At 73.1% G+C, this 23,014-nt stretch carries 18 protein-coding genes; 16 read left to right on the forward strand and 2 right to left on the reverse strand.

The window, feature by feature from the left end:
* Positions 1-92 precede the first annotated feature (92 nt).
* Both clpX and AC3RJ9_RS04585 read left to right on the forward strand, forming a co-directional pair.
* Positions 93-1,391 (forward strand): ATP-dependent Clp protease ATP-binding subunit ClpX, encoded by a 1,299-nt coding sequence (gene clpX, locus AC3RJ9_RS04580; protein WP_036316877.1) that lies wholly within the window; start codon positions 93-95, stop codon positions 1,389-1,391.
* A gap of 62 nt (positions 1,392-1,453) precedes the next feature.
* Positions 1,454-2,071 carry a mycothiol-dependent nitroreductase Rv2466c family protein gene (locus tag AC3RJ9_RS04585; protein WP_036316880.1) on the forward strand — a complete coding sequence of 206 codons (618 nt, stop codon included), beginning with the start codon at positions 1,454-1,456 and terminating at the stop codon, positions 2,069-2,071.
* Positions 2,072-2,154: 83 nt separating this feature from the next.
* Here the strand turns inward: AC3RJ9_RS04585 and AC3RJ9_RS04590 are convergent, their stop codons facing one another.
* Positions 2,155-2,490, reverse strand: a complete 336-nt coding sequence (locus AC3RJ9_RS04590; protein WP_036316984.1) for a DoxX family protein — start codon at positions 2,488-2,490, stop codon at positions 2,155-2,157.
* A gap of 360 nt (positions 2,491-2,850) precedes the next feature.
* Positions 2,851-5,535, reverse strand: coding sequence for a valine--tRNA ligase (gene valS, locus AC3RJ9_RS04595; RefSeq protein WP_122054272.1), 2,685 nt, complete (start codon positions 5,533-5,535; stop codon positions 2,851-2,853).
* A 139-nt stretch (positions 5,536-5,674) separates the two neighbouring features.
* Between valS and AC3RJ9_RS04600 the strand changes: the two genes are divergently transcribed.
* From AC3RJ9_RS04600 to AC3RJ9_RS04665, 14 genes are all read left to right on the forward strand, one after another.
* Positions 5,675-6,469 carry an SDR family oxidoreductase gene (locus AC3RJ9_RS04600; protein ID WP_044659094.1) on the forward strand — a complete coding sequence of 265 codons (795 nt, stop codon included), beginning with the start codon at positions 5,675-5,677 and terminating at the stop codon, positions 6,467-6,469.
* Positions 6,470-6,512: 43 nt separating this feature from the next.
* Positions 6,513-7,262 carry a sirohydrochlorin chelatase gene (locus AC3RJ9_RS04605; protein WP_122054275.1) on the forward strand — a complete coding sequence of 250 codons (750 nt, stop codon included), beginning with the start codon at positions 6,513-6,515 and terminating at the stop codon, positions 7,260-7,262.
* Between the two features lie 117 nt (positions 7,263-7,379).
* Positions 7,380-9,095, forward strand: coding sequence for a nitrite/sulfite reductase (locus tag AC3RJ9_RS04610; RefSeq protein ID WP_122055017.1), 1,716 nt, complete (start codon positions 7,380-7,382; stop codon positions 9,093-9,095).
* Positions 9,092-9,817: a phosphoadenylyl-sulfate reductase gene (locus tag AC3RJ9_RS04615; RefSeq protein WP_041104785.1), complete on the forward strand. Its 726-nt coding sequence runs from the start codon at positions 9,092-9,094 to the stop codon at positions 9,815-9,817. The genes AC3RJ9_RS04610 and AC3RJ9_RS04615 overlap by 4 nt, the downstream gene beginning before the upstream one ends.
* A gap of 32 nt (positions 9,818-9,849) precedes the next feature.
* The gene (gene cysD / locus AC3RJ9_RS04620) at positions 9,850-10,785 is read left to right on the forward strand and encodes a sulfate adenylyltransferase subunit CysD (RefSeq protein WP_061867768.1); all 936 of its coding nucleotides are present in this window, start codon (positions 9,850-9,852) and stop codon (positions 10,783-10,785) included.
* Positions 10,785-12,125: a sulfate adenylyltransferase subunit 1 gene (locus AC3RJ9_RS04625; RefSeq protein WP_041104782.1), complete on the forward strand. Its 1,341-nt coding sequence runs from the start codon at positions 10,785-10,787 to the stop codon at positions 12,123-12,125. Before cysD ends, AC3RJ9_RS04625 begins: the two co-directional genes overlap by 1 nt.
* Before the next feature lie 31 nt (positions 12,126-12,156).
* The gene (locus AC3RJ9_RS04630; protein WP_123244140.1) at positions 12,157-12,882 is read left to right on the forward strand and encodes an ABC transporter ATP-binding protein; all 726 of its coding nucleotides are present in this window, start codon (positions 12,157-12,159) and stop codon (positions 12,880-12,882) included.
* Entirely contained in the window at positions 12,872-13,795 is a 924-nt protein-coding gene (locus tag AC3RJ9_RS04635; RefSeq protein ID WP_041104780.1) for an ABC transporter permease, read from the forward strand. Before AC3RJ9_RS04630 ends, AC3RJ9_RS04635 begins: the two co-directional genes overlap by 11 nt.
* Complete coding sequence (gene cobA, locus AC3RJ9_RS04640; protein ID WP_113914188.1) at positions 13,792-15,060, forward strand: uroporphyrinogen-III C-methyltransferase; 1,269 nt, start codon at positions 13,792-13,794, stop codon at positions 15,058-15,060. Before AC3RJ9_RS04635 ends, cobA begins: the two co-directional genes overlap by 4 nt.
* Positions 15,057-16,487, forward strand: a complete 1,431-nt coding sequence (locus tag AC3RJ9_RS04645) for an FAD-dependent oxidoreductase (RefSeq protein ID WP_123244141.1) — start codon at positions 15,057-15,059, stop codon at positions 16,485-16,487. The genes cobA and AC3RJ9_RS04645 overlap by 4 nt, the downstream gene beginning before the upstream one ends.
* Before the next feature lie 81 nt (positions 16,488-16,568).
* Positions 16,569-17,204: a TIGR03085 family metal-binding protein gene (locus AC3RJ9_RS04650; protein WP_101965499.1), complete on the forward strand. Its 636-nt coding sequence runs from the start codon at positions 16,569-16,571 to the stop codon at positions 17,202-17,204.
* Between the two features lie 278 nt (positions 17,205-17,482).
* The gene (gene ileS / locus AC3RJ9_RS04655; RefSeq protein ID WP_113914190.1) at positions 17,483-20,899 is read left to right on the forward strand and encodes an isoleucine--tRNA ligase; all 3,417 of its coding nucleotides are present in this window, start codon (positions 17,483-17,485) and stop codon (positions 20,897-20,899) included.
* Positions 20,899-22,452, forward strand: a complete 1,554-nt coding sequence (locus tag AC3RJ9_RS04660; RefSeq protein WP_073115424.1) for a bifunctional folylpolyglutamate synthase/dihydrofolate synthase — start codon at positions 20,899-20,901, stop codon at positions 22,450-22,452. The genes ileS and AC3RJ9_RS04660 overlap by 1 nt, the downstream gene beginning before the upstream one ends.
* Entirely contained in the window at positions 22,449-22,949 is a 501-nt protein-coding gene (locus tag AC3RJ9_RS04665) for a DUF4233 domain-containing protein (protein ID WP_073115421.1), read from the forward strand. The genes AC3RJ9_RS04660 and AC3RJ9_RS04665 overlap by 4 nt, the downstream gene beginning before the upstream one ends.
* Positions 22,950-23,014 lie beyond the last annotated feature (65 nt).

Consider the following 23,014-nt stretch of genomic DNA (forward strand, 5'->3'; position numbering starts at 1 on the left):
TGTCCGTCCACGGCCGTATGCTGGACGGAATCTGACAGCGACGACGCCCGCGCGGGGCGGACGTCTCCGCCCGGCCTTCGAGGAGTACCACCATGGCGCGTATCGGAGAGAGCGCTGACCTGCTGAAATGCTCGTTCTGCGGGAAGAGCCAGAAGCAGGTGCGCAAGCTCATCGCCGGCCCGGGTGTCTACATCTGCGACGAGTGCATCGAGCTGTGCAACGAGATCATCGAGGAGGAGCTCGGCGAGGCGGCGGAGGCGGACGAGACCGTCCTGCCCACCCCGCAGGAGATCTTCGACCACCTCGAGAGCTTCGTGATCGGTCAGGAGGCGGCCAAGCGTTCCCTCGCCGTCGCCGTGTACAACCACTACAAGCGCGTGCGTGGGCCGCAGGCGCGGGGCGGTGACCTGGCCGACCGCCTCACCGAGCGGGACGACCTCGCGGACGTCGAGGTCGGCAAGTCGAACATCCTCATGGTCGGCCCCACCGGCTCCGGCAAGACGTATCTCGCGCAGACCCTCGCCCGGCGGCTCAACGTCCCGTTCGCGGTCGCGGACGCCACCAGCCTCACCGAGGCCGGCTATGTGGGCGAGGACGTGGAGAACATCCTCCTCAAGCTCATCCAGGCCGCGGACTACGACGTGAAGAAGGCCGAGCAGGGCATCATCTACATCGACGAGATCGACAAGATCTCGCGGAAGTCCGAGAACCCCTCCATCACCCGGGACGTCTCCGGCGAGGGGGTGCAGCAGGCCCTGCTGAAGATCCTCGAGGGCACGGTGGCGTCGGTGCCGCCGCAGGGCGGGCGCAAGCACCCCCACCAGGAGTTCCTGCAGATCGACACGTCCAACGTGCTGTTCATCGTGGCGGGCGCGTTCGCGGGCCTGGACGAGATCATCGGTTCCCGTGCCGGACGCAAGGGCATCGGGTTCGGCGCGCCCCTGAACCACCTGGGCGCGGGGGACGTCACCTACGCGGACGTGCGGCCGGAGGACCTGCTGAAGTTCGGCCTCATCCCCGAGTTCATCGGCCGCCTGCCCGTGATCACCACTGTCGAGGACCTCACGCACGAACAGCTCGTGCGGGTGCTGACCGAACCGAGGAACGCCCTGCTCAAGCAGTACCAGAAGATGTTCCTCATGGACGGCGTGGAGCTCGAGTTCGAGCAGGACGCCCTGGACGCCGTCGTCGCCCAGGCCGAGGCCCGCGGCACCGGCGCCCGCGGCCTGCGCTCCATCATGGAGAACGTCCTCAAGCCCGTGATGTTCGAGCTGCCCTCCCGTTCGGATGTGGGCACGGTCGTCATCTCCGGGGACGTGGTGCGCGGCGAGGCCGAGCCCACGCTCATCCCGGCCGAGGTGGAACGACGTCGACGCGGCCGGAGCGCCTGACCGCCGTCGCCCAGCAGGACCGACCGGAGCCGAGACGGCTCCCTGACCGCAAGGAGCACAGCATGACCGACACCACGCAGCAGCCCACCGTCGACTTCTACTTCGACGCCACGTGCCCGTTCGCCTGGATCACCTCCCGGTGGATCCTGGAGGTCCAGAAGGTGCGCGACGTGCGGGTGGTCTTCAAGATCATGTCGCTCGCCGTCCTGAACGAGGGCCGCGACCTGGACCCCGACTACCTGGCCCGCCTCGAGAAGGCCTGGCTGCCGGCCCGCGCCGCCGTGCAGGTGCGCGAGCGGCACGGTGCCGAGGCGCTCGGCCCGTGGTACACCGCGGTCGGCACCCGCATCCACGAGCAGGGCCGCACGGACTACGAGGCCGTGGTGGCCGAGGCCCTCGAGGAGCTGGGCCACGACGCGGACATCCTGGACGCCGCCCGCACCGACGTGGCCGACGAGCAGCTGCGCGCCAGCCAGAAGGAGGCGGAGGACCTCGTGGGCAACGACGTCGGCACGCCCGTCGTGGCGTTCAACGGCACGGCCTTCTTCGGTCCCGTGATGACCCGCATCCCGCGCGGCGAGGAGGCGGGCCGCATCTTCGACGGCGCCGTCGCCCTGGCCGACTTCCCGTACTTCTACGAGATCAAGCGGGCCCGCACCACGGATCCGCAGTTCGACTGAGCCCCCGGCTCGCACGAGACCGGCCCCACACCTTCAGCGCGAAGGTGTGGGGCCGGCGTCGTCGGGGTGCGGGGCGGCGGGGGTCAGCTGCGCGCCACTCTGCCGGCCGCGCGGATCAGGGGGACCTGCAGGGGCAGCCGCCCGAGGGAGACCAGTTGCGCCGGCCAGGGCCGGCGTCGCCACCGCCAGGCCATCCACGCATTGCCGGGCCACACGCCGAGGAAGAGCGCCTGCGCGGCGCGTCCGCCCGCGCGCCGGGTGCGCGGGACGGCCAGCAGACCCGCCACGGCCAGCTCGGCCACGCCGGAGCCGTGGGTCCACGCGCGGGCCGAGCCGGGCAGGAACGGCGGGATCAGCCCGTCGAAGGGCTCAGGTCGGACGAAGTGGAGCACGCCCATGGCGGCGAGGGCGGCGGACATCCGCCGGGCGGAGGAGTCGCAGGCGCGGCGGCCGGCCGGGGCGGGATCGGGTGTCGGTCTCATCCTCTCAGTGTCCACCCCTGCCGCGGTGACCGCACTGCGACATGCGGCAGGAGCACGACCGGGAGGTGCACCACGACACCCCCGGGAGGGCCGCCTCCCGACGAACTCCGATCCGGCGGCGGACTGCCGACGTGCGCTGTGCCCTACCGGATCCCGGCCACGAACATCCCACGCTGACGGGCAGACTCGGGTTCGCAGCACGGGCGCGACGACGGCCCCGCCGCCCGTGATGGGCGACGGGGCCGTCGTCGTGCCGCGTGCGCTCCCGAGACACCGTCCGGGAACGCGCGGCGCGGATCAGTCGTCCTCGACCGGTGCGAGCTGCACGTCGGAGACGGTCAGCGGCGCGGACTCGCCGGCCTCGCCCTGCGTGAGGGACAGGTCCGCGATGTTGCCGGCCGCCTTGAGGTCCGCCAGGCCGCCGCGCAGCTTCTCGAGCCACTCGGTCGGTCCGGTCACCACGGCGGAGCGCACCTCGGTCCGCTGCTTCACCTTGGCCTCGGACTTCGCCTTGCGGACGCCGCCCAGGACCTGCGCCACGGTGGGCAGGACCTCGGCGTCACCGGCGGAGGCGGCGAAGGACAGGGCCGCCACCTCGTCCGCGGCGCCCGGCCACGCGGCGGTGTGCACGGAGCCGGCGCGCCACCAGCTCCACACCTCCTCGGTGGCGAACGGCTGGAACGGGGCCAGCAGACGCAGCAGGGCGTCCAGGGTGGTGGCCAGCGTGGTCACCACCGAGGCCTGCTCGGCCTCGCCGTGGCCACCGTAGGCACGGTCCTTCACGAGCTCCACGTAGTCGTCCGTGAAGGCCCAGAAGAACTGCTCGGTCACGTTGAGGGCGCGTGCGTAGTCGTAGGCCTCGAACGCGCGGGTCGCCTGCTCCACGGTGGCCGCGAGGCGCGTCAGCAGGGAGGCGTCCAGCGGGTTGGTGACGGCCGCGGCGTCGTCGGCCGTGCGGATGACGGCGTCCTGCGTGGCGCCCAGGTTCAGCACGAACTTGGCGGCGTTGAGCAGCTTGATGGCCAGGCGGCGGCCGATCTTCATCTGCGCCACCTCGTAGGCGGTGTCCGCGCCGAGGCGGGCCGAGGCGGCCCAGTAGCGGACGGCGTCCGAGCCGAACTGGTCCAGGATGTCGGTCGGGACCACCACGTTGCCCTTGGACTTGGACATCTTCTTGCGGTCCGGGTCGAGGATCCAGCCGGAGAGCGCGGTGTCCGTCCACGGCACGGAGCCGTTGAGGGCGTGGGCGCGCACCACGGTGGAGAACAGCCAGGTGCGGATGATGTCGTGGCCCTGCGGGCGCAGATCGAACGGGAAGACGTTGTTGAAGAACGCCTCGTCACGGGACCAGCGGCCCACGATCTGCGGGGTCAGCGAGGAGGTGGCCCAGGTGTCCAGGACGTCCGGGTCGCCGGTGAAGCCGCCGGGGACGTCGCGCTGGTCCTCGGAGTAGCCCGGGGCGGCCTCGGCGGCCGGGTCCACGGGGAGCTGCTCGTCGGCCGGGAGGATCGGGTTCTCATAGTCGGGCTCACCCTCCGCGTCCAGCGGGTACCAGACCGGGATCGGCACCCCGAAGAAGCGCTGGCGGGAGACGAGCCAGTCACCGTTGAGGCCCTCGACCCAGTTCTCGTAGCGGTGGCGCATGTGCTCCGGGTGCCAGGAGAGCTCGCGGCCGCGCTCGATCAGCTCCGCGCGGCGGTCGGCGTCGCGGCCGCCGTTGCGGATGTACCACTGGCGGGAGGTGACGACCTCGAGCGGCTTGTCGCCCTTCTCGTAGAAGTTCACGGCGTGCATGATCTTCTTCGGCTCTCCGTCCAGCAGGCCGGCCGCGGTGAGGGCGTCCACCACACCCTGCTTGGCGGAGAACACGGTCTTGCCGGCCACGGTGTCCGCATAGGCCTGTCGGCCGGCGTCCGTGGTGATCCACTCGGGGGTGTCGGCGGCGAAGCGGCCGTCACGGCCGATCAGGGTGCGGGTCGGCAGCTGCAGCTCGCGCCACCAGGTGACGTCGTTGAGGTCGCCGAAGGTGCAGACCATGGCGATGCCGGAGCCCTTGTCCGGCTTGGCCAGCGGGTGCGGGAAGACCTCGACCTCCACGCCGTACAGCGGGGAGGTGACGGTCGTGCCGAACAGGTGCTGGTAGCGCTCGTCGTCCGGGTGGGCGACCAGGCCGGAGCAGGAGGCCAGCAGCTCGGGGCGGGTGGTCTCGATGAAGACCTGCTCGCCGTCCGCAGCGGTGAAGGCGTAGCGGTGGTAGGCGCCGGGGACCTCGCGGTCCTCGAGCTCGGCCTGGGCCACGGCGGTGCGGAAGGTCACGTCCCACATGGTGGGGGCCTCGGCCAGGTAGGCGTCGCCCGAGGCGATGCCGGCCAGGAAGGCGCGCTGGGAGACGGCGCGGGAGACGTCGTCGATGGTCCGGTAGGTCATGTCCCAGTCGACGGACAGGCCGAGGCGGGTGAAGAGGTCCTCGAAGACCTTCTCGTCCTCGACGGCGAGCTCCTCGCAGAGCTCGATGAAGTTCTTGCGGGAGATCACGTCCCAGTCGCGCTGGTTCTTCGCCGGCTTCTCCGGCGGGCGGTAGCCCTCCACGTACGGCTTGGCGGGGTCGCAGCGGACGCCGTAGTAGTTCTGCACACGGCGCTCGGTGGGCAGGCCGTTGTCGTCCCAGCCCATCGGGTAGAACACGTTCTTGCCGTTCATGCGCTGGTACCGGGCGAGCACGTCGGTCTGCGTGTAGGAGAAGACGTGGCCCACATGCAGGGAGCCGGAGGCGGTCGGCGGGGGAGTGTCGATCGAGTAGACCTGCTCGCGGGTGGTCTGCGTGTCGAACGCGTACGTGCGCTCGTCGGCCCAGCGGGCGGTCAGCTTCTCCTCGAGGCCCTCGAGGGCCGGCTTGTCCGGCACGGCCACGGCGCCGGCGGCGGGGGTGGACGGGGTCGATGCGTCGATGGGCGTGTCTGTGCCCTGCGTGTTCTCAGCCATGCCCGCCATCCTCCCATGACCGGGGCGGCGGGCCGGGCCTGCGACGATGCCCGGGACGTCCCGCCCTTGCAGTCGGTCGACCTGGCGGAGGTGATCCGGGCGGTGCTCCGAACGGCACGGCTCGGCTACGGTCGGAGGCGTGAGCCACACCCATGAACCTGCGAAGAACCCCGCCCGCGCCGCCGTCGTGACGGGGGCCACGAGCGGCATCGGCCGCGCCACGGCCCTCGAGCTCGCCCGCCGCGGCTGGCGCGTGTACGCCGTCGGCCGCCGGGCCGAGCGCCTCGAGACCCTCGCTGCCGACGCCCGGGCCGAGGGCGTGAGCGGCGACGTCGTCCCCGCCGCCCTGGACGTCACGGACGAGGCCGCCGTCGCCGCGCTGGCCTCGCGCGTCGAGGCCGACGGCGGCGCCGACACCCTCGTCAACATCGCCGGCGGAGCGCTCGGCACGGACGCGGTGGGCGTGGGCGACCGCGCCGACTGGGAGTGGATGTACCGCGTCAACGTGCTCGGCACCCTGACGATGTGCCAGGCGTTCCTGCCCATGCTCCGCGCCCACGGCGAGGGCACCGTGCTCAACCTGACCTCGACCGCCGCCGTCACCGCCTACGAGGGCGGCGCCGGCTACAACGCCGCGAAGATGGGCCAGCACGGGCTCACCGGCGCGCTGCGCCTGGAGGAGGCCGAGCACAACGTGCGGGTGATCGAGGTGCTCCCGGGCATGGTCCACACCGAGGAGTTCTCCCGCAACCGCCTGGGCGGCGACCAGTCCGCCGCGGACGCCGTGTATGCGGGCGTGGAGAAGCCGCTCACCGCCGAGGACGTCGCCGAGGTGTGCGTCCACGCCGTCGAGCTGCCCCACCACGTGAACCTGGATCAGATCGTGATGCGGCCGGTCGCCCAGGCCGCCCAGCACAAGGTGATCCGCCGGTGAGCGGCGGGCCGCAGAACGTGTGGGCCGACGCGGTGGGCTCGGCATGAGCGCGCCCGTGCTGCACGTGATCGCCTGCGCCCACGGCACGCACGACGCGGCCGGCCGCGACGTGATCGACGGCCTCCGTGCCGACCTGGCGGCCCTCCTGGCCGCCGAGGGGCCGGGCGCCCAGGTCCACGAGGCCTACGTGGACGTGCAGAGCCCCTCCCTCGACGAGGTCGTGGCGGCCCTGCCCCCGGGGGAGCCGGCCGTGATCGTGCCGCTGCTGCTGTCCCTGGGCCATCACGTCCACCACGACATCCACCACGCCGCAGCCGCCCGACCCGGCACGATCGCCGCCGCACCGCTGGCCGGGGCCGGGGACGACGTCGAGCCGCGCCTGGTGACCGTTCTGGCCGAGCGGGTGGCCCAGGCGGTGCCGGCCGGTGAGGCCGCGACATCGGACATCATCCTGGCGGCGGCCGGCACCCGCGCCGCGGACGGCCAGGCCCAGGTGCACGCCCTGGCCGGGGCCCTGGCCCGGGCCACGGGACTGCCCGTGACCGCGGCGTTCGGGGCGGCGGCCACCCCCCGTGTGCCCGACGCCGTCTCCCGGGTGCGCGCCGCCGGCCGTCGCGCCGTGGTGGCCGCCCACCTCTTGGCCCCCGGGCACTTCCACGACCGACTCGGCGAGAGCGGCGCGGACGCGGTCACCGACCCCCTGCTGCCGCATCCGCTGGTGGCGCGGATCGCCCTGGACCGGCTGCGGTCCGCCCTCGCCGAGGCCCCGAGGGGAGCCGCCGGAGGCCGCTGAGCCGCTCGTCACACGGCCGGGGCTGGGCCGGGCCCCGACCGCGGGCCGGCCCCGGGAACGTGACGAACCGCGTCGACGATCTTGGGGTCGGCATGCCGGGTTCCTAGCGTGGCGGCCATGACCCAGGTGAACGAGACGTCGAGGCCGGCGCGCACCCCGCGCCGTCCCTCCGCCAAGCCGCACGGCCAGTGGAAGGTGGACGGGACCACCCCCCTGAACCACAACGAGGAGTTCAAGCAGCAGGACGACGGCCTGAACGTCCGCGAGCGCATCGAGCAGGTCTACGCCCGGGAGGGCTTCGACTCGATCCCCTCGGACGACCTGCACGGCCGCTTCCGCTGGTGGGGCCTGTACACCCAGCGCCGGCAGGGGATCGACGGCGGCAAGACCGCCACCCTGGAGCCCCACGAACTCGAGGACCGCTACTTCATGCTGCGCGTGCGCATCGACGGCGGCGACCTCACCACCGAGCAGCTGCGCGTGATCGGCGGGATCTCCACCGACTTCGGCCGTGACACCGCGGACATCACCGACCGGCAGAACGTCCAGCTGCACTGGATCCGTGTCGAGGACGTCCCCGAGATCTGGCGGCGCCTGGAGTCCGTGGGCCTGTCCACCACCGAGGCCTGCGGCGACGTGCCGCGCGTGATCCTCGGCTCACCGGTGGCCGGGATCGCCGCGGACGAGATCATCGACCCCACGCCCGTGATCCGGGAGATCGCGGACCGCTGGATCGGTGACCTCGAGGTCTCCAACCTGCCCCGCAAGTTCAAGACCGCCATCACCGGACATCCCTCCCAGGACGTGGTCCACGAGATCAACGACGTCTCCCTGATCGGTGTCGTGCACCCCGAGCTGGGCCCCGGCTACGACCTGTGGGTCGGCGGCGGCCTGTCCACGAAGGCCCGCCTGGCCGACCGGATCGGCGCCTTCGTCTCGGCCGAGCGCGCCCCCGAGGTGTGGCACGCCGTCGTGAGCATCTTCCGTGACTACGGCTACCGGCGCCTGCGCAACAAGGCCCGCATGAAGTACCTGCTCGAGGACTGGGGGCCGGAGAGGTTCCGCACCGTGCTGGAGGAGGAGTACCTCGGCTACGCCCTGCCCGACGGACCCGCCCCGGCCCCGCCCACCCGCCCCGGCGACCACGTGGGGGTCCACGAGCAGAAGGACGGCCGCTTCTACATCGGTGCCGCCCCCGTCGTCGGCCGCTCCAGCGGCACCACCCTCACCGCCCTCGCGGACCTGCTCGAGGCCCACGGTTCCACCCGGCTGCGGACCACCCCGCACCAGAAGATCGTGGTGCTGGACGTGGAGCGGGACCGTGTGGACGCCGTCGTGGCCGGCTTGAAGGAGCTGGGACTGGACCCGGAGCCGTCCGTGTTCCGCCGCTCCACCATCGCCTGCACGGGCCTGGAGTTCTGCAAGCTCGCCATCGTGGACACGAAGGACACCGCCACCGCCGCGATCGCCCAGCTCGAGGAGCGCCTGGCCGACCTCGCCGACCGCCTCCCCGAGCGGCTGAGCCTGCATGTGAACGGCTGCCCCAACTCCTGCGCCCGCATCCAGACCGCGGACATCGGCCTGAAGGGCCAGCTGCTCCCGGACGACGACGGCGGCCAGACGCCCGGCTTCCAGGTCCACCTGGGCGGCGGCCTGGCCTCCGTGGACCGCGCCGAGGCCGGCCTCGGACGCAGCGTCCGCGGCCTGAAGGTCCGCGCGGACGGGCTGGTCGACTACGTCGAGCGCCTCGTCCGCCGGTACGACGAGCAGCGCGAGCCGGGCGAGACCTTCGCCCGGTGGGCGCACCGAGTCGACGAGGAGGCCCTCCGATGAGCACCGTTCCCCCCACCCGTCCGACCGAGGACCTCGAGCGCCTGCAGGCGCTCGCGGAGTCCGGCGCCGCCGAGCTCGGCTGGGACGCCCCCGCCGCGGCGGTGGTCGACTGGGCCGCCCGCCATGTGGACCTCCGCCGGGCCGCCGTCGCCTGCTCCATGGCCGACGCCGTCCTGCCGCACCTGGTGGCGCAGCGAATGCCCGGCGTGGACGTCCTCTTCCTGGAGACCGGCTATCACTTCACCGAGACCCTCGCGACGCGCGACGAGGTGGCCCGCCGCCTCGACGTCACCGTGGTGGACGTGCTGCCGGAGCTGACCGTGGCCGAGCAGGACGAGCGCCACGGCAAGGACCTGTTCGCCCGTGACCCGGGGCTGTGCTGCGCGATGCGCAAGGTCGAGCCCCTCAACCGGGCGCTGGCCGGATACGACCTGTGGTTCACCGGCGTCCGCCGGGACGAGGCGCCGACGCGCACGAACACCCCGCTGGTGGGCTGGGACGAGGCCCACGGCATGGTCAAGGTCAACCCCGTCGCCCCGTGGAGCTTCGACGACCTGGTCGGCTACGCCACGGACCACGACGTGCCCGTGAACCTGCTCCTGCAGAACGGCTACCCGTCGATCGGCTGCCGTCCCTGCACCCGCCCCGTCGCCCCCGGGGAGGACCCCCGAGCCGGGCGCTGGGCCGGGACCGCGAAGACCGAGTGCGGCATCCACGTCTGAGCGCCGCACCCGAGACAGACCAAGGAGACACGATGACCCTCACCCATGCCCCCGACCCGGGGACCGTGAGCCCCGCCGGGCCCGACGTCCAGGACGCCCTGGAGGCCGAGGCGATCCACATCGTCCGCGAGGTGGTGGCCGAGTTCGAGCGCCCCGCCATGCTCTTCTCGGGCGGCAAGGACTCGGTGGTGATGCTCCACCTGGCCGCGAAGGCCTTCTGGCCGGGCAGGATCCCCTTCCCGGTGGTCCACGTGGACACCGGCCACAACTTCCCCGAGGTCCTCGAGTTCCGCGACCGCACGGTGGAGCGGCTCGGCCTGCGGCTCGTGGTGGGCTCCGTGCAGGAGTACATCGACCGCGGCGAGCTGCGTGAGCGCGCCGACGGCACCCGCAACACCCTGCAGACCACCCCCCTGCTGGACACGATCCGGACCAACCGGTTCGACGCCGTCTTCGGGGGAGGCCGCCGTGACGAGGACAAGGCGCGGGCCAAGGAGCGGATCATCAGCCTGCGGGACGCGTTCGGCCAGTGGGACCCGCGCAACCAGCGCCCCGAGCTGTGGAACCTCTACAACGGCCGTCACACCCCCGGCCAGCACGTCCGCGCGTTCCCCATCAGCAACTGGACCGAGCTGGACGTGTGGCGGTACATCGCCCGCGAGGGCATCGAGCTGCCCTCCATCTACTACGCGCACGAGCGGGAGGTCTTCCGCCGCGACGGCATGTGGCGCGCCGTGGGGGAGCACTCCCGCCCGGCCGAGAACGAGGAGGTCACCACGCGGACGGTGCGCTACCGCACGGTGGGCGACATGTCCTGCACCGGCGCCGTCCTCTCGGAGGCCGCCACCGTCGAGGACGTCGTGCTCGAGGTCGCCGCCTCCACCCTGACCGAACGCGGGGCCACCCGCGCCGACGACCGCATCTCCGAGGCGGCCATGGAAGATCGCAAGAAGGACGGGTACTTCTGATGAGCACCGCACTGCTGGACCGGCGCGCCCCCGCCGGGACCCTGTTCCGCCTGGCCACGGCCGGCTCGGTCGACGACGGCAAGTCCACCCTCGTGGGCCGCCTCCTGCACGACTCCAAGGCCGTCCTGGCCGACCAGCTCGAGGCCGTGGCCCGCACTTCCGCCGAGCGCGGCTTCGGCGGCGCCGAGGGCGGGCTGGACCTGGCGCTGCTGACCGACGGCCTGCGCGCCGAGCGGGAGCAGGGGATCACGATCGACGTCGCGTACCGGTACTTCGCCACGGACCGGCGCACCTTCGTGCTGGCCGACTGCCCCGGGCACGTGCAGTACACCCGGAACACCGTCACGGGCGCCTCGACGGCCGACGCCGTTGTGCTGCTCGTGGACGCCCGCAAGGGCGTGGTGGAGCAGACCCGACGCCACCTCAGCGTGGTGGCCCTGCTGCGGGTGCCGCACGTGATCGTCGCCGTCAACAAGATCGATCTCGTGGACTACGCCGAGGAGGTCTTCACCGCGATCGCCGAGGACGTGCGGCGCGTGGCCCGGGAGCTCGGCCTCTCCGACGCGGTGAGCGTCCCGGTGTCCGCCCTGCAGGGCGACAACGTGGTCACCCGCTCCGAGCGGACGGACTGGTACACCGGCCCCACGCTCATGGAGCTGCTCGAGTCCCTGCCCGGGGCGGACGCCGAGGACGACGCCGCGGCCTCCTTCCGCTTCCCGGTGCAGCTCGTGGTGCGCCCCCAGGGCGCCCTGGCCCCCGGCCTCGACCCCGAGGTCTTCCGCGACTACCGCGGCTACGCCGGGCAGGTGGTGGCGGGCACCGTCCGGCCCGGGGACGCCGTCGCCGTCCTCACCCCGGGGCAGCCGGTGCGCACCACCACCGTGGTGGGCGTGGACGCCGCCGGCGAGTCCCTCGAGGAGGCCTCCTCCCCGCAGTCGGTGGTCCTGCGCCTGGCCGACGAGGTGGACGTGGCCCGCGGGGACACGATCGCCGCCGCGGACACCGCCCCGCGCCCCACCGCGGAGGTGGCCGCCGCGCTGTGCTGGCTCTCCGCCGCGCCGCTGCGCGTCGGGCAGCAGGTCCTCGTCAAGCACGGCACCGCCGTCGTCCGGGCGCTCGTCCAGGAGGTGGCCGGCCGGCTCGACCTCGACACCCTGCGGCTCGACCCGGCCGAGACCCTCGGGCTCAACGACATCGGACAGGTGCGCCTGCACCTGGCCGCGCCGCTGCCCGTGGAGCCCTACGCCGTGCATCGGCGCACCGGGGCGTTCCTCGTGATCGACCCCCACGACGGGGCCACGCTCGCCGCCGGCATGGTGCGCGGCGGCGACGAGGCCTGATCCGGATGACGACGGCGCGACGGGAGCGGTCATGACGGTGGTGATGGAGGACGTGGGCAAGAGCTTCGGCGGGCCCACGCCCGTGCTGGAGGACGTCTCCGTGCGGATCGAGCCGGGCGAGTTCGTCTGCCTGCTCGGTGCGTCCGGGTGCGGCAAGTCCACCCTGCTGAACCTCGTCGCCCGGCTCGAGGCGCCCACCGCGGGCGTCGTCAAGACCCCCCGGGATGGGGCCGCGTTCATGTTCCAGGACGCCGCCCTCTTCCCGTGGCTCACCGCCCGCGGCAACATCGAGCTCGCCCTCCGCTTCGCCGGTGTGGCCGCGGGGGAGCGTCGGGAGCGTGCCGGGGAGCTGCTGCGCCTCGTCCACCTCGACGACGCCGCCGACCTGCGACCCCACCAGCTCTCCGGCGGCATGCGCCAGCGCGTCGCCCTGGCCCGGGCCCTCGCCCAGGACCGCCCCCTGCTGCTCATGGACGAGCCGTTCGCGGCCTTGGACGCGATCACCCGCGACCTGCTGCATGGGGAGCTCGAGCGCGTGTGGCGGCAGACCGGTCGGACGGTCGTGTTCGTCACCCACAACGTGGCCGAGGCCGTCCGCCTCGGCCAGCGGGTGCTGCTGCTGTCCTCACGTCCGGGTCGCGTCGTCGCCGAATGGGACGTGCCCGCGGCCGCCCGCCACGACGCGCCCGCCGCGGCCGCCCTCACGGCCGCCATCACCGCCCGACTCGGTCAGGAGATCCGTCGCCATGCGCACTGACACCCCCACCCTCGACGCCCCCGGCCGCGCGCCGGGGGCCGCCACCGACGACGAGCTGCGCGAGCTCGACAGCGGCCTCGACGCGCTCCAGGCCGTCGACTCGACCCGTCGGACGGGTCTGGCCGGGTGGGACTGGAGCCGGGTCCTGCTCCCGGTGGCCGCCGTCGTCCTGCTCGTGGCGATCTGGCAGGCCTTCGCGTGGCTGGCCGGTGCGCGCGGTGAGCCGATCACCGGTCCCGGCGACGTCGTCGGGGCCTTCGGGACGCTGTGGGCCCAGGGCCTCGTCCAGCAGGCAGTGGCGACGTCGGTGGGCCGCGCCGTCGTCGGCTTCGCACTCGCCGTGGTCGTCGGCGTCGGGCTGGGCCTGGTGCTCGGACAGGTCAGCGTCCTGCGGCGGGCGTTCGGCCCGCTGCTCACGGCCCTGATGGTGCTGCCGAACGTGGCCTGGGTGCCGCTCGCGGTGCTGTGGTTCGGCCTCAGCGACGCCACCGCGTACTTCGTGATGCTCACCGGCGCCGTCCCCGCCGTGGTCGCCGGCCTCACCACCGGCACGGACCAGGTGCCGCCGCAGCTGCGTCGCGCGGCCCGGGTGCTGGGCGCCTCGCGTCTCGAGACCGCCCTGCTGGTGGTCCTCCCGGCCGCCCTGCCCGCCTTCGTCTCCGGCCTGCGCCAGGGCTGGGCCTTCGCGTGGCGAGGCCTCATGGCCGCCGAGATCATCGCCGTCGGCGGGCCCATGGGCGTGGGACTCGGGACCCTGCTCCACGAGGGACGTGCCGCGTCCGACCTCGCCGTCGTCCTCTGCGCCGTCCTGACCATCCTGGCCGTCGGCGTCCTCGTCGAACTGGCCGTATTCGGCCCCGTCGAGCGGCGCATGCTGCGCCGCCGGGGGCTGCTGGAAGGGAGCACGCGATGACCGCGTCCGATCTGTACCCCACCTCCCTGCGTCTGCTCGGCCGGCCCGTCCTGATGGTGGGCGGCGGGCGCGTGGCCGGCCGCCGCATGGGCGCCCTCCTCGACGCCGGCGCGCTCGTCACCGTGGTGGCCCCGGAGCCGGGGGAGGAGGTGGAGCGGCTCGCGGCGGCCGGCCTGATCACCCTGCACCGCCGCCCCTACCGCCCGTCCGACCTCGACGGGGTCTGGTTCGCCCAGACCGCCACCGGCGACCGGGCCGTGGACGGGGCCGTGGCCTCCGACGCCGAGGCCCGCCGCGTCTGGTGCGTCGACGCCTCCGATGCCGAGTCCTCCGCCGCCTGGACGCCCGCCGTCGTCCGGGCCGGGGACGTGACCGTGGCCGTCAACGCCGGGGGAGACCCTCGCCGCGCCCGCGCCCTGAAGGATGCGATCACCCTCGCCCTGTCGACGGGGCGGCTGCCGCTGCGCCGGCGGCGCGCGTCCGCCGAGCCCGGCCGCGTGGCCCTCGTCGGCGGCGGCCCCGGCGACTCCGGGCTCATCACCGTGCGCGGCCGACAGCTGCTCGCGGAGGCCGACGTGGTGGTCGCCGACCGGCTGGGCCCGCGCGCCCTCCTGGCCGAGCTGGACCCGGCGGTGCCCGTGATCGAGGTCGGCAAGGCCCCCGGGAACCACCTGGCCACGCAGGACGAGATCAACGCCGTCCTGGTCCGGGAGGCCCGGGCCGGCCGCCTCGTCGTCCGGCTCAAGGGCGGCGACCCGTACGTGCTCGGCCGCGGCGGCGAGGAGGCAGCGCACTGCCGCGCCCATGGCGTCGACGTCGAGGTGGTCCCCGGTGTCACGAGCGCCGTCTCGGTGCCCGCCGCCGCGGGGATCCCGGTCACCCATCGCGGCGTCGCCACCGGCTTCACGCTGGTGACCGGCCACGAAGAGCTGGCCGAAGTGCCCACCCGGGCCGACCACACGCTCGTCCTGCTGATGGGCGTGCGCCGGCTCGCGGACACCGCGCGCCGACTGACGGAGCGCGGCCTCGACGGCGCGACGCCCGTGGCGATCATCGAGCGCGGCTGGATGCCGGACCAGCGGGTCACCGTGGGCACGGTGGAGACCATCGCCGCGCAGGCGGCCGCCGTCGGTGTGGAGAACCCCGCCGTGATCGTCGTGGGCGACGTCGTGCGCCTGAGCCCCTACGCCACCGGCGCGCCTGCAGCCGGTGTCCCTGCCCCGATCTTGACCCTGAACCCGACCTCCGAAGGAGCACGAGCATGACCCTGACCCCCTCGAGGCCTGACCGCCCGTTGCGCATCGCCATCATCGGTGCCGGACCCGCCGGGGTGTACACGGCGGACATCCTGACCAAGGAGGAACGGGACTTCCGTGTCAGCATCGACCTGTTCGACCGGTACCCGGCCCCGTTCGGCCTGATCCGCTACGGGGTGGCCCCGGACCATCCGCGCATCAAGGGCATCGTCACCGCGCTGCACAAGGTCATGGACCGCGGGGACATCCGTTTCCTGGGGAATGTGGACTACGGCACGGACCTGAGCCTGGCGGATCTGCGTCGGCATTACGACGCGATCGTGTTCTCCACCGGTGCGGTGCGGGACGCTGCCCTGGACGTGCCGGGGGTGGAGTTGGCCGGCTCGTTCGGTGGCGCGGACTTCGCGTCCTGGTATGACGGGCACCCGGATGTGCCGCGGCATTGGCCGTTGGAGGCCACGCAGGTGGCGGTGATCGGCAACGGGAACGTGGCCCTGGATGTGGCCCGGATCCTGTCCAAGCATGCCGAGGACCTGTTGCCCACCGAGATCCCGGACAACGTGTACCGGGATCTGGCCGCTTCCCCGGTCACGGATGTGCACGTGTTCGGCCGGCGTGGGCCGGCGCAGGTGAAGTTCACCCCGTTGGAGCTGCGGGAGCTGGCGCATTCCCGGGATGTGGACATCGTGTTGTACGAGGAGGACTTCGACTTCGATGAGGCCTCGGAGAAGGCGATCGAGGAGAACAACCAGGTCCGCACCATGGTGGGCACGTTGACGAACTGGCTCATGGAGCAGGAGGACCGTCAGCAGAGCGCCTCGCGTCGGCTGCACCTGCATTTCCTCCAGGCCCCGGAGGAGTTCCTGGACGAGGACGGCGACGGCCGGGTGGACGGCCTGCGGATGCGCCGGATGGAGTTGGACGGTTCCGGTGGGGTCCGTCCGACGGGGGAGACCGTGGACTACCCGGTGCAGGCGGTGTACCGGGCGGTGGGGTATTTCGGTTCGCCCGTGGAGGGGGTGGAGTTCGATGAGGTGCGCGGTGTGATCCCGAACGCGCAGGGCCGCGTGCTCGACGCGGACGGCGCCCCCGTCCCCGGCCTGTATGCCTCCGGCTGGATCAAGCGCGGCCCCGTGGGGTTGATCGGGCACACCAAGGGTGACTCCCTGGAGACGATCAAGCATCTGATCGAGGACGAGCCGGGGCTGTGGACGGCCCAGGAGCCCTCCGAGGAGTCGGTGATCGAGCTGCTCGAGTCCCGTGAGGTCCCGTACACCACGTGGGCCGGTTGGCATGCTCTGGATGACCATGAGAAGTCCCTGGGTGCGCAGGCGACGCAGGCCGGTCCGGTGGCGCGGGAGCGGGTGAAGGTCGTGGACCGGGAGGAGATGACCCGCATCTCCCGGGAGAGCGTCCTCCTCGGCGCCGGAGGCTGAGTCCTCCCGTCGGGCGGATTCGCGGCCGCGGCGCGGCCCACCCCTCGCCCGCGCCGCGGCCCGCTCCCTACCGTGGTGCCCATGACCACCTTCGCCGCAGCCGAACGCGCCCGTCTCGCTGACCTCCTGCTCGAGAAGGGCCCCCACGCGCCCACCCTGTGCGGCGGCTGGAGCACCCGCGACCTCGCCGCCCACCTCTGGCTGCGGGAGAGCCGGCCCGACGCCTTCGCCGCCCTGTTCATCCCGCCGCTGTCCCGCCACCTCGACCGCCTGACCGCGGACACCAAGCGCCGCGACTACGCCGAGGTCGTGCGGGAGTGGGCCGCGGGCCCGTCGGCGCTGAACCCCATGCGGGCGGCGGACAGGCACGTGAACGCGGCCGAGCACTTCATCCACCTCGAGGACGTCCGGCGCGGCGAGTCCGCGACCGGCGGCTCGCTGCCCGCCCCGCGCCCGTTCTCCCCGGACGAGGAGGACGCCCTCTACCGCTCGCTGCGTCGCATGGCCCCGCTGTTCCTGCGCACGTCCACGGCGCCGGTGGTCCTCCAGGGCCCGGGTCGCGCCCCGGTCACCGTCACCCGTGGGGCCGTGGCGCTGCGGGCGCCCGTCACGGTGACCGGCGAGGTCGGGGAGCTCCTCCTCTGGGCCTCGGGCCGGGACGCCGTGCACGTGGAGATCGACGGCGACGCGTCGGCGGCCGTGCGCACCGCCCTCTGACGCGCTCCGGCCCCGCGGCCCCGGGCCGGCGCAGCGTCCACTACACTGGCGGGCACAGGCGTCGACCCGGCCATCACCGGCGAGCCTCCGGAAGAACGGGCCGCACGGCCCCAGTAGAACCGGACGGGTAAGCCCGTCACAGCAGTCATCAAGCGGCCGGCACCCCGGGGACCTCCCGACGCCGGCAAGCAAGGTGGTACCGCGTCCGCGGCCGGCCGGAGGGTCGGGCCCTCGGGCGTCCTTGCACGGAACCGACGCCCCGGACGCAAAGGACCCCCGTGTACCCCCTCGCCTCCTCCGCCCCTGACGGCCGCACCCCCGCCTCCCCGCGCTTCCCGGAGATCGAGCGCCGCATCCTGGCGTACTGGGACGAGGACGGCACCTTCCAGGCCTCGATCGACCAGCGTCCCACCCGGAACGAGGACGGCTCGCAGAACGAGTTCGTCTTCTACGACGGCCCGCCCTTCGCCAACGGCCTGCCGCACTACGGCCACCTGCTCACCGGGTACGTCAAGGACCTCGTGGCCCGCTACCAGACGCAGCAGGGCCGCCGCGTGGAGCGCCGCTTCGGCTGGGACACCCACGGCCTGCCCGCCGAGCTCGAGGCGATGAAGCAGCTGGGCATGACGGACAAGTCCGAGATCGAGGCCATGGGCATCGACACGTTCAACGACGCCTGCCGCTCCTCGGTCCTGAAGTACACGGACCAGTGGCAGGACTACGTGACCCGCCAGGCCCGCTGGGTCGACTTCGAGAACGACTACAAGACCCTCACCCCGGACTTCATGGAGTCCGTGATCTGGGCCTTCTCCGAGCTGCACCGCAAGGGCCTGACCTACCGCGGCTTCCGCGTCCTGCCCTACTGCTGGAACGACGAGACCCCGCTGTCCAACCACGAGCTGCGCATGGACGACGACGTCTACAAGATGCGCCAGGACCCCTCGGTCACCGTCACGTTCCCGATCACCGGCCTCCCGGCGGACCCCGCCCTCGTGCCCGACGGCGGCGCCGACGCGGCGCTCGCCGCGCACCTGGCCGGCGTCCACGTCCTGGCCTGGACCACCACGCCCTGGACGCTGCCGACCAACGCGGCCCTCGCCGTCGGCCCCCAGATCCAGTACGCCGTGGTGCCGGCCGGCCCCGAGGGCGCGACCGCGGACGGGGACCGCTTCCTCCTGGCCGTGGACCTGGTGGGCGCCCACGCCAGGGAGCTCGGCTACGCCGATGCCGACGCCGCCCGCGCCGCGGTCACCGAGACGATCCCCGGCGCCCGCCTCGGCGGCCTGGCCTACGCGCCGCTGTTCACGGACGTGTTCGACGCCCACCGCGGGGAGACCTTCACCGTCAACGGCCGTGACCTCGGCGTCGAGGGCGCCCACCGCATCCTCGTGGACGACTACGTCTCCACCGAGGACGGCACCGGCGTGGTCCACCAGGCGCCGGCCTACGGTGAGGACGATCAGCGCGTGTGCGAGGCCAACGGCATCCCCGTGCTGCTCTCCGTGGACTCCGGTGCCCGGTTCCTGCCGCTGTTCGCCCGCGAGGACGTCGGGCGCGGCGACCTGCGCGAGATCGCCGGCGTGCAGGTCTTCGAGGCCAACCGCACGATCATCCGCGCCCTGCGCGCCCTGGGCCGCGTGGCCCGCGAAGCCTCCTACGAGCACTCCTACCCGCACTGCTGGCGGTGCCGCACGCCCCTGATCTACCGCGCGGTGACGTCCTGGTACGTCAAGGTCACCCAGATCAAGGAGCGCATGCTCGAGCTGAACGAGGAGATCACCTGGATCCCCGGCAACGTGAAGCACGGGCAGTTCGGCACGTGGGTCGCCAACGCGCGCGACTGGTCCATCTCCCGCAATCGGTACTGGGGCTCGCCCATCCCGGTGTGGGAGTCCGACCACCCCGACTTCCCCCGCCAGGAGGTCTACGGCTCGCTCGCGGAGATCGAGGAGGCCTTCGGCCGCCTGCCGCGCAACGCCGAGGGCGAGGTGGACCTGCACCGCCCGTGGGTGGACGACCTCACCCGCCCCCACCCGGACCCCGAGGCCGCCGCGGCGGGTGCGGTCATGCGCCGGGTCGAGGACGTGCTGGACGTCTGGTTCGACTCCGGCTCCATGCCGTACGCCCAGGTGCACTACCCGTTCGAGCGCGCGGACTGGTTCCCCACGCACAACCCGGCGGACTTCATCGTGGAGTACATCGGCCAGACGCGCGGCTGGTTCTACACCATGCACATCCTGGCCACGGCGCTGTTCGACCGGCCGGCGTTCTCCAACGTGATCTCGCACGGCATCGTGCTCGGCTCGGACGGGCAGAAGATGTCCAAGTCGCTGCGCAACTACCCGGACGTCACGGAGGTCCTGGACCGCGACGGCGCGGACGCCATGCGCTGGTTCCTCATGGCCAGCCCCATCCTGCGCGGCGGCAACCTGATCGTCACGGAGGAGGGCATCCGCGAGGGCGTCCGCCAGGTGCTGCTGCCGGCGTGGAACGCGTACCACTTCTTCACCCTGTACGCGAACACCGCGCACGACGGCGGCGCCCGCCCCGAGGGGTACCGCGCGCAGGAGCGGCACACCGCCGAGGACCCCCTGGACCAGTACATCCTGGCCGCCGCGGGCCGCATGCTGCGGGAGGTCAAGGCCGGCCTGGACGCCTACGAGGTTTCGGACGCCACGGACGCGCTGCGCGGCTTCATGGACACGCTGACCAACTGGTACATCCGCCGGTCCCGGGAGCGGTTCTTCGACGAGGACACCGTCGCCTTCGACGTCCTCTACACCGTTCTCGAGGCCTTCACCCGGGCCGCCGCACCGCTGATGCCGCTGATCGCCGAGGAGATCTGGCGCGGCCTCACCGGTGGCCGCTCGGTCCACCTGACCGACTACCCGGACGCCGACCTGTTCCCCCACGGGCCCGAGGCGGACTCCCTCGTGGCCCGGATGGACGCGGTGCGCCGCATCAGCTCGGCCGGCTCGGCCCTGCGCAAGGGGGCCGGGCGCCGGGTGCGCCTGCCGCTGCCCCGCCTGTCCGTCGTCGTCCCGGACGCGGCGGGCCTCGAGGGCACCTACGCCCGCATCGTGGCGGACGAGCTGAACCTCAAGGACGTCGAGCTCACCGAGCTCTCGGAGGAGGCGATCGCCCGCTACGGCATCGGCACGGAGCTGAAGCTGAACTTCCGCGAGCTCGGCAAGGCGTTCGGCAGGCAGGTGCCGCTCGTGAAGCAGGCGGTCGACGCCGGCGCGTACGAGGAGACGGCCGAGGGCCTGGCGGTCACGCTCGCCGACGGCGAGACCGTGACACTGGCCCCCGCGCTCTACGAGCTGCGCACCGTCTCCACCGGCGCCCCCGAGGGGACCGCGGTGGGCGTGCTGCCCGGCACCGCCGGCTTCCTCGTGCTGGACACCGAGGTCTCCGCGGAGCTGGCCGCCGAGGGCACCGCCCGGGACGTGGTCCGCGCCGTCCAGGCGGCCCGCAAGGACGCCGGCCTGGACGTCTCCGACCGCGTGCGCACGCGGATCGAGGGCCCCACCGCCGTCGTGGCGGCGCTCGAGGCCCACCGCGGCCTCGTCGCGGAGGAGACCCTCACGGTGGACCTGGAGCTCGTGGACTCCGGTGCGGCCGACCCGCGCAAGGACCCGGCCGACGACGCCATGAAGACCGTGGCAGTCACCGTCGCGAAGGCGGACGCGTGATGCGCGGGGACGCCCCGGGCACGGTCGAGGAGGTCTACCGGGACCTGCTCGCCCGCGCCCCGGAGAACAAGATGCAGCCGCGGCTCGAGCCGATGCGGCGCGTGCTCGCGCTGCTCGGCGACCCGCAGCACGCGGCCCCGGTGATCCACCTGACCGGCACCAACGGCAAGACGTCCACGGCGCGGATGGTCGAGGCCGTCCTGCGCGCCTACGGGCTGCGCACCGGGCGCTACACCTCGCCGCATCTGCAGCGTGTCACGGAGCGGATCAGCATCGACGGCGCCCCGGTGGCCGACGAGACCTTCGTGCGCGTGTGGGGGGAGATCCTCCCGATCGTGCAGACCGTGGACGCGGAGCTCGAGGCCGCGGGCGAGGTCCCGCTGACGTACTTCGAGGCGGTCACCACGCTGGGCTTCGCGGTGTTCGCGGACGAGCCCGTGGAGGTCGTCGTCCTCGAGGTGGGCCTCGGGGGCGTGACGGACGCGACCAACGTCGCGGACGCCGTCGTCTCCGTGGTCACCCCCATCTCCCTGGACCACACGGACCTGCTGGGGGAGACCGAGGCCGAGATCGCCGAGGAGAAGGCCGGCATCATCAAGCCCGGCGGCGCCCTCGTCTCCGCCGCCCAGGAGCGCGACGCCGCCCAGGTGCTGCTCGAGGCGGCGCAGGCGGCCGACGTGCCGTTCCGCTTCGAGGGCGTCGAGTTCGGCGTGCTCGAGCGCTCCCTGGCCGTGGGCGGCCAGCAGGTGTCCGTGCGTGGCCTCGCGGCCGAGTACCGGGACCTGTTCCTGCCGCTGCTCGGGGAGCACCAGGCGCAGAACCTCGCGGTGGCCGTGGCGGCCCTGGAGATGTTCCTGGGCGGCGGCGAGCGACCGCTGGACGAGGAGCTGCTGCGCGAGGGGCTGTCCCAGGTCACCTCGCCCGGCCGGCTCGAGGTGCTGCGCACCGCCCCCACGCTCATCGTGGACGCCGCCCACAACCCGGACGGCGTGCGGGCCACGGCCCGTGCGGTGCAGGAGGCGTTCGGCTTCACCCGCCTCTCGCTGGTCGTCGGGATCCTCCAGGAGAAGGACGCGCCGGGCATGCTCGCGGCGCTCTACCGGGCGTTCGGCGACGACGTGGAGGACCTCGCGGTGACGCAGTCCTCCTCGGCCCGCGCCATCCCGGCCGGGGAGCTGGCCCGCATGGCCGTCGACGCCGGCTGGCCCGAGGACGACGTGTACGCCACCGAGTCCGTGCCGGACGCCCTCGAGTGGGCGGTCGGCCGCGCGGAGGCCCTCGAGACGAGCGCGGACGAACTGGCCTCCGGCACCGGCGGCGGTGTGCTCGTGCTCGGCTCGATCACCCTGGCCGCCGAGGTCCGCACCCTCGTGGGCGAGCCCCGCCATGCCGGCCCCGTCACCGTGGCCGCCCGCGGCCTCGACCCCGCCGACCTGCTCGACGCCGTCGGGCTGGCGGACGCCGACGAGGACGACCTGGACCCGGAGATCCTCGAGCTGCTCGAGGACCGCGACGACGCCGGCGCCCGCCGCCGGACGGAGGAGGACCGATGAGCCCCGACCAGCCGGAGACCGGAGGCGCCCCGGAGCAGGGGCGCTTCGGCGACGAGTCCTGGCGCCCCGAGCGCGAGACGCGAGCCCAGCGGCAGTGGCGCCCCGGCACTCGTCGGCGCCGCCGCTCCGTGCGCGCCCTGTTCACCTCCACGATCCTCATGCTCGAGGCGGTGCTCATCTTCTTCCTCGGGCTCATGCTGTTCGGCATGCACCGGGACGAGCCGGGCGCCTGGTGGTTCGTGGCGGGCTACTCCGCGCTGGCCGTCGTCGCGGTGCTGACCTGCGCCCTGGTGCGCAAGCCCGTCGGCATCGCGATCGGCTGGGCGATCCAGGCCGTCCTGCTGGCCTCCGGCTTCTGGGAGTACTCGATGTTCGTGGTGGGGGCCCTCTTCGCGCTGACGTGGGCGTACGCCGTGATCAAGGGCGGTGCCATGGACGTCGAGAACGCCCAGCGCGACCGCCTCGAGGCCGCCTGGGAGGCCGAGCACGGACGCTGAGTCCCGGGCCCCACTAGGGTGGAGCGGGAACCGGGCCGCGCTCGCGGCCGTCCGACGACGCTAGG

Source organism: Micrococcus sp. 63XJN7_6_ISO-PGPR-S23-444, assembly GCF_058072765.1.

Excerpts from the sequence above, each read along its gene's own strand:
- AC3RJ9_RS04625 (WP_041104782.1), top strand. The coding sequence starts at position 10,785 with ATGAGCACCGCACTGCTGGACCGGCGCGCCCCCGCCGGGACCCTGTTC.
- AC3RJ9_RS04645 (WP_123244141.1), top strand. The coding sequence starts at position 15,057 with ATGACCCTGACCCCCTCGAGGCCTGACCGCCCGTTGCGCATCGCCATC.
- valS (WP_122054272.1), bottom strand. The coding sequence starts at position 5,535 with ATGGCTGAGAACACGCAGGGCACAGACACGCCCATCGACGCATCGACC.
- AC3RJ9_RS04585 (WP_036316880.1), top strand. The coding sequence starts at position 1,454 with ATGACCGACACCACGCAGCAGCCCACCGTCGACTTCTACTTCGACGCC.
- AC3RJ9_RS04605 (WP_122054275.1), top strand. The coding sequence starts at position 6,513 with ATGAGCGCGCCCGTGCTGCACGTGATCGCCTGCGCCCACGGCACGCAC.
- AC3RJ9_RS04635 (WP_041104780.1), top strand. The coding sequence starts at position 12,872 with ATGCGCACTGACACCCCCACCCTCGACGCCCCCGGCCGCGCGCCGGGG.
- AC3RJ9_RS04630 (WP_123244140.1), top strand. The coding sequence starts at position 12,157 with ATGACGGTGGTGATGGAGGACGTGGGCAAGAGCTTCGGCGGGCCCACG.
- AC3RJ9_RS04650 (WP_101965499.1), top strand. The coding sequence starts at position 16,569 with ATGACCACCTTCGCCGCAGCCGAACGCGCCCGTCTCGCTGACCTCCTG.
- AC3RJ9_RS04610 (WP_122055017.1), top strand. The coding sequence starts at position 7,380 with ATGACCCAGGTGAACGAGACGTCGAGGCCGGCGCGCACCCCGCGCCGT.
- AC3RJ9_RS04615 (WP_041104785.1), top strand. The coding sequence starts at position 9,092 with ATGAGCACCGTTCCCCCCACCCGTCCGACCGAGGACCTCGAGCGCCTG.
- AC3RJ9_RS04660 (WP_073115424.1), top strand. The coding sequence starts at position 20,899 with ATGCGCGGGGACGCCCCGGGCACGGTCGAGGAGGTCTACCGGGACCTG.
- AC3RJ9_RS04590 (WP_036316984.1), bottom strand. The coding sequence starts at position 2,490 with ATGTCCGCCGCCCTCGCCGCCATGGGCGTGCTCCACTTCGTCCGACCT.
- cysD (WP_061867768.1), top strand. The coding sequence starts at position 9,850 with ATGACCCTCACCCATGCCCCCGACCCGGGGACCGTGAGCCCCGCCGGG.
- clpX (WP_036316877.1), top strand. The coding sequence starts at position 93 with ATGGCGCGTATCGGAGAGAGCGCTGACCTGCTGAAATGCTCGTTCTGC.
- AC3RJ9_RS04665 (WP_073115421.1), top strand. The coding sequence starts at position 22,449 with ATGAGCCCCGACCAGCCGGAGACCGGAGGCGCCCCGGAGCAGGGGCGC.
- cobA (WP_113914188.1), top strand. The coding sequence starts at position 13,792 with ATGACCGCGTCCGATCTGTACCCCACCTCCCTGCGTCTGCTCGGCCGG.